Annotated in this window: 2 protein-coding genes and 1 pseudogene; 2 read left to right on the forward strand and 1 reads right to left on the reverse strand. The window is 36.4% G+C overall.

Annotated features, from left to right (window positions below; all coding sequences use genetic code 11):
• Positions 1 to 2,409 (reverse strand): annotated as a pseudogene (locus tag ACFIKY_RS08780) (autotransporter outer membrane beta-barrel domain-containing protein); the annotation flags it as partial.
• Positions 2,410 to 3,139: 730 nt separating this feature from the next.
• Between ACFIKY_RS08780 and ACFIKY_RS08785 the strand changes: the two are divergent.
• Both ACFIKY_RS08785 and ACFIKY_RS08790 read left to right on the forward strand, forming a co-directional pair.
• The gene (locus tag ACFIKY_RS08785) at positions 3,140 to 4,270 is read left to right on the forward strand and encodes a metallophosphoesterase (RefSeq protein WP_375661721.1); all 1,131 of its coding nucleotides are present in this window, start codon (positions 3,140 to 3,142) and stop codon (positions 4,268 to 4,270) included.
• Positions 4,271 to 4,903: 633 nt separating this feature from the next.
• The gene (locus tag ACFIKY_RS08790; protein ID WP_375661722.1) at positions 4,904 to 5,278 is read left to right on the forward strand and encodes a hypothetical protein; all 375 of its coding nucleotides are present in this window, start codon (positions 4,904 to 4,906) and stop codon (positions 5,276 to 5,278) included.
• Positions 5,279 to 5,285 lie beyond the last annotated feature (7 nt).

Raw genomic sequence — 5,285 nt, forward strand, 5'->3', positions numbered from 1 at the left:
GATATTCGAAGGATCAGCAGCATTTACTACACTATTTTTATCCCCTGAATCGCTTTTGATATAAACTGTTGTGTTGCCTGAGACATCACCGTGAATGAGAAGCCTATCAGTTTTTTGATCGGCACTTGCTACACCATCACTCCAAGCAATGTTGAAGTAAATCTGTGCATCACCCGTTGCATTGTAGACTGCTGTGCTGTCTGGTTTACCAGAACCTATATGCAATGTGTGATAATGCTCTTCTGTTGGTCCATTAAAGATAATGGAGCTATTGTCGAGATTAAGCGTGGAAATATCAGAACGAGATCTTTGAGCAATATCAATCAGTTGGCCATCATCATCTTTTTCTTTTGTACTGGTCTTTAGTGTCCATGTTGTCTTGTTTTTCAGATCAAAGTGTACATTTCTGTCTTTAGCAATATTTGCTCTGCCTTCTAAAGTAGACTGATCAGCGCTTAAGGTGAAGGTGCCGTTGGAGATCGCTTTAACCTCTTTATTGTTCCAATAATTGTCGTTTTTCCAAGATTTTGGATCTTCGAAAAGACCATCTCCTAACAATACATCAGCATGGATTTCTGAATTTTTGAGATTGACTGTACCGATTGATAAAGTTGGAATATCTTCCATGTTTGTGTTAGTGAAACCTCCAACAAAAATTCCAGTACCATTTTCAGCGTGAACATCTGCATTGGTTAAATTGATTTCATTGCTTTGATGTTTTTGAGGTACATCTGATTTAATATTATAGAGGGCTATAAATTGCAAACCAGAAACTCCTGCTGTTAGAGAAGCATTCTGGACATCAATATGTCCGTTAAATGCCGCCCATAGTGCAACTTTTTTTGCATCTATTTTATTTTTTATTGTATTCTGTGCTGCTCCAATATAACCATTCGTCATCTTAATCGTGCTATTATTCCCTGCTGTGAGACCAACATCAAAATTTTGAATGGTTGTTTTACCATTTAACTTAATTAAACTATCAGGTTCCGCAACGTTTACACCAACGGTCATTGTTTTACTTTCACCACCAGTTATAATTAAATCTCCGCTAATGATTTCACTTCCACCGTCTGCATAAAAACCTTCATCGACATTTTGAATGGTTGTTTTGCCCATTAACCTAACTTCACTACCAGAGTCCGATGTCCATACACCAGTGCGTTCGTTGTCGGGGCCTTGATCAATCGCTTCACCACCGATTATCGATAAGTTTTCGCTAATGATTTTGCCACCATTAACGGCATCGAGTCCGCTCAAAGTATTATTAATTATTGTATCACCATGCAATTGAATTGTGCTGTCATCGCCACTTACAAATGCACCGCTTCCTTTTCCCTCTGTTGTTAAAGCAACATCTGTGGCATCAATCTGTCCGCCTTTTTCTGCAAATAATGCAGCGTCTTTCCCATTTACCTTTCCTCCCGTCATTATGATAGTGGCTTTTTCTGCATTGGATTTTTGTCCATCAGCATGAAGACCATAACCATCAGATGAAATGACTTCAGTGCCGTTTAAAGTAATTCTGCTGTAGTTTTGAGCATATACACCATCAATTTTTCCATTGAATGTTCCTTTGGAGACTTTTACTATGGAGAAATCATTTGCAGATATGCCTGTTAGTGCTTTAGTAACGGTCACATTGTTCAAAGTTACTGTGCTGTTGTAAGCTCTTATTCCCTTATCCATAAGGGTGTCATCTTTGCCGCTCGATATTGTAACATCTTCCAACGTGCTTTCGTTAATACTCATTTCGAAAATAGCACCTATATGAGATGCAGCAATGGAACCATCAATCATCTTGATAGTCGCTCCATCTCGTACATCAAGGCCGTTTGCAACTTTTTCAATGGTTGTTGTACCGTTTAATGTAATCATACTGTTGGAATAGGCTATTGCACCAGTGCTGTTTTCAGTTTCAGAGCCGGTTATTGTTAGATTGTTGCTAACAATTTTGCTCCCAAGTGTTGCCTTAAGACCGTTTGTTACTTTTTCAATGGTTGTTGTACCGTTTAATGTAATCATACTGTTGAAATAGACTATTGCACCAGTACTGTTTTCAGTTTCAGAGCCGGTTATTGTTAGATTGTTGCTAACAATTTTGCCCCCAAGTGTTGCCGTAAGACCGTTTGTTACTTTTTCAATGGTTGTTTCCCCTTTTAACGTAATTTTGCTACCATCACCTTCAGAGATTACACCAGTTTTTTTAGATTCAGGAACGATTATTTTTAAATCCTTGCCAATGATTTTTCCGCCGGTTTTTGCATGAATAATCTCATAGGTTTTTCCGAGTTCGGATACTGTCTTTCCCTCAGACACTTCGAGACTTTCAGCATGTGCATTGAACTGGATGTTGAATAGGATGATAGCGGCTGTAGCCGTGCATGATAAAAGGGATGTTTTATACACCAATATTCTCCTTATGAGAGCCCCAAAATATTCATTCCCCCGAAAACTTCATAAGAAGAAGTGAAAATGGATAGTTGTTATTAATTTCGATAATTGTCTTTAGTTTTGTAATATATTTTTGGTTTCTTGTCAAAATTAAAGATTAACTAATATTAAATTTGTATAAATTTATATTTAACAAACAATGTTATTATAATACTTACATATTTTATATTGTTTTTTGTGAATTAATAATAATGTTTTTTATGATACTTATGCAGTTTTATATTTTATCAAAGTGAGTTATGACGGTAATACTCAAACACTGTTTCTAGCACTTTTGATTATTTCTACCTTATTTATCATAAGATTCTAACGTATTTGATCTTGATATCGAAAGGAGTTGACTATTTTAGCATACAGAACACATTTTTTCTTCTGTGGGGGATATTTTAATAGTATACGAACATTTGATAAGTTTTGATAAATAACTAGTTTTTTGTATCTGTTGATGTATCGATAGCATTTGACAGAGCCCAAGCTCATAAATCTCAATAAATTAAAGTGCTTGAAGTTGAAGGTTTGAAACCAGCAGTGCTTTTATATCATCAAAGTGCACCTTCATTGAAGGATCATTGCTTTCGTTCTTTTGAATTTTTGACACACTCTTGACAAGAAAATCTAAAAAATAGCTTCTGAAGAATTTTTTATAATATAATAAAATATGTAACGTTTTTATGGTGATAGGTTTATGAGATATAAAGTTAAATTGGTAATCACCGTGATTGCTTTTACTCTCTCTGGTTGTTTTAACCTTGATTCTGAAAAGTTAAGAAGGGACGAGAGGCTTTATCATGATGCATTCATGGGCTGGTTTATGAAAGAAAAGTCTCTTGCAAAAAATTATACTGCTATCATCATGGCTGATCCGCAACCGTGGCGTTTAAACTCTGGTGATGCCAATGGAATATCCAACAGAGAGCCATGGTTAAAGATAAATGAGCAGGTTGCTGGTGTGATAAAAGCGCACAAGGCCGCGTTCCATATTGTCAATGGTGATCTGACGGAGTTTGGACAACAAAAAAACTATGATGATTATAAAAATGTTTATAAAAATCTTGGAGCGCCTGTCTATGAGGGTCTAGGGAATCATGATTATGCCAATAATGTTGGTAATTGTACAAATCCTCAAGAATTCAGTTTTTACAAAGATGCTTGTGCTATAAGTGCAGTTTCAAGAATGGTATCGGAAATCAAAAAATATCGTAGTCAATTATCGCATTTCAATGCAGATGTTACTGAAAGTTTGGTTCCCATTTCGGGTAGAAATATTCGCTCGATAAGGGGAAGTTTGAGTTATTCTTGGGATTATGGAGATGTTCACTATGTGCAGCTTCACAATTATCCAAGCTATACGGTTCGTTTGATGGGACAGTCTATGCAGGTGCAAATCAATAAATCTTTAGATTGGCTTAGGAACGATTTAGCTGCTGCTGATGCAAGAGGTAAAGTGACAATCATTAATTTTCATGATGCGCGTGCTGCTTCCATTGACGGTGAATCCTTTTTTATTCGTAAAAAGAATGCTAAAGATTTGTCGGTCTTTAAGTCAATTATTATCTCTCATAATGTTAAGGCAATCTTCGTGGGTCACACGCATTATCAGTCTTATTGCCGTGCGAAAAATGATAAGGTTTTTGGAAATATCCCTATCTATACAGCTGGTGCGCTTTTTAATGGAGATTATTACCTCATAGAGGTAAAGGGAAAGACCATTCACGTTAAAGCCTATAATGGAGAAATAGGAAAACCGCTTTTAATTAAAGATCTTGGTGTTATAGGAAAAGACACCCAATTTTCCGCAAGTTGCAGTCAGTTATAATAGGATTTTTTTCTTTGTTTTAAGGATGAAGGAAAAACGTATTATATGTGCGGATTTGAAAAGAAATGAGAGTATCTAAGTGTCACTTAAAAGTAGAATGAAAAATCAAACATCTTTTTCATATTTTTTTCAAAAATGCTAAAATATCAGGTTAAGCGCTATAAGTACAATGGTTTAATGTGAACAGAGCTTTAATACAAAGCGGAATAATGGTTTGTTATTCTATTTTTTCTTTTTAGGCTTTCATCTTTGAAAAGAAGAGGAGGCTGTCGAGGAAGTATCCAGAATTACCAAGAAAGATTTTTGTTTTGATTAATTTTTTACTTATAATCTTCAAACAATTGATGTTTTGTGATGCTGTACAATTTCTTTTGATTAATCGTATGAACTTTTAATTGTATTACAATTTTATCTTCTTCTTTTATACGTAAGTAAATAGATACAATACGATACAAATATTAGTGTCTGTTTATAGTGGTTATGGTTTCACGCAATTACTCTTAGATGACACTCATATGTCTTGACAGTTTTATCTTTGCTTGGAGAGAAGTGTAAAAAGGGGATTTTAAGAAGTTTCAGTTTAGAAAGAGCTTTTTTGCCCGCGAAAAGCTCTCTGATGATGCCAAGGCTGGTATGGAACAAGCGGGCGAAGATCTGGCTAATTCGATTGTCGATGGCTTTATGTCGTCTATCTCACAATTGATGGATTATTGTAAATCTTTGCCTAGCCGCATTAAGGGGTGGATTGGTTCCATTGATGTAAGAGAGTTTTTGCCAAGTTTTTTGGGGGGGAAAACAGCCATTCAGCCCATACCACAATTTGCGGGGGCGGGGCATGCAAATTCCCCTTTCACAGAAGCAAAAGGCAAAGATCACTCCACCATCACACACAATCAAAATGTCACAGTGCATGTCAATGGTGCCCGTGATCCTGTTGCCACTGGTCGTGCGGTTGCCCACGCCATTCAACGGGCACGCGCTAATGCGCTGCATGGCGGGACAGAATGAGGGGAGG

Source organism: Bartonella sp. CR127HXZ, assembly GCF_042194555.1.
In the GTDB taxonomy this organism is placed as follows: Bacteria; Pseudomonadota; Alphaproteobacteria; order Rhizobiales; family Rhizobiaceae; genus Bartonella; species Bartonella grahamii.

Excerpts from the sequence above, each read along its gene's own strand:
- ACFIKY_RS08790 (WP_375661722.1), top strand. The coding sequence starts at position 4,904 with ATGGAACAAGCGGGCGAAGATCTGGCTAATTCGATTGTCGATGGCTTT.
- ACFIKY_RS08785 (WP_375661721.1), top strand. The coding sequence starts at position 3,140 with ATGAGATATAAAGTTAAATTGGTAATCACCGTGATTGCTTTTACTCTC.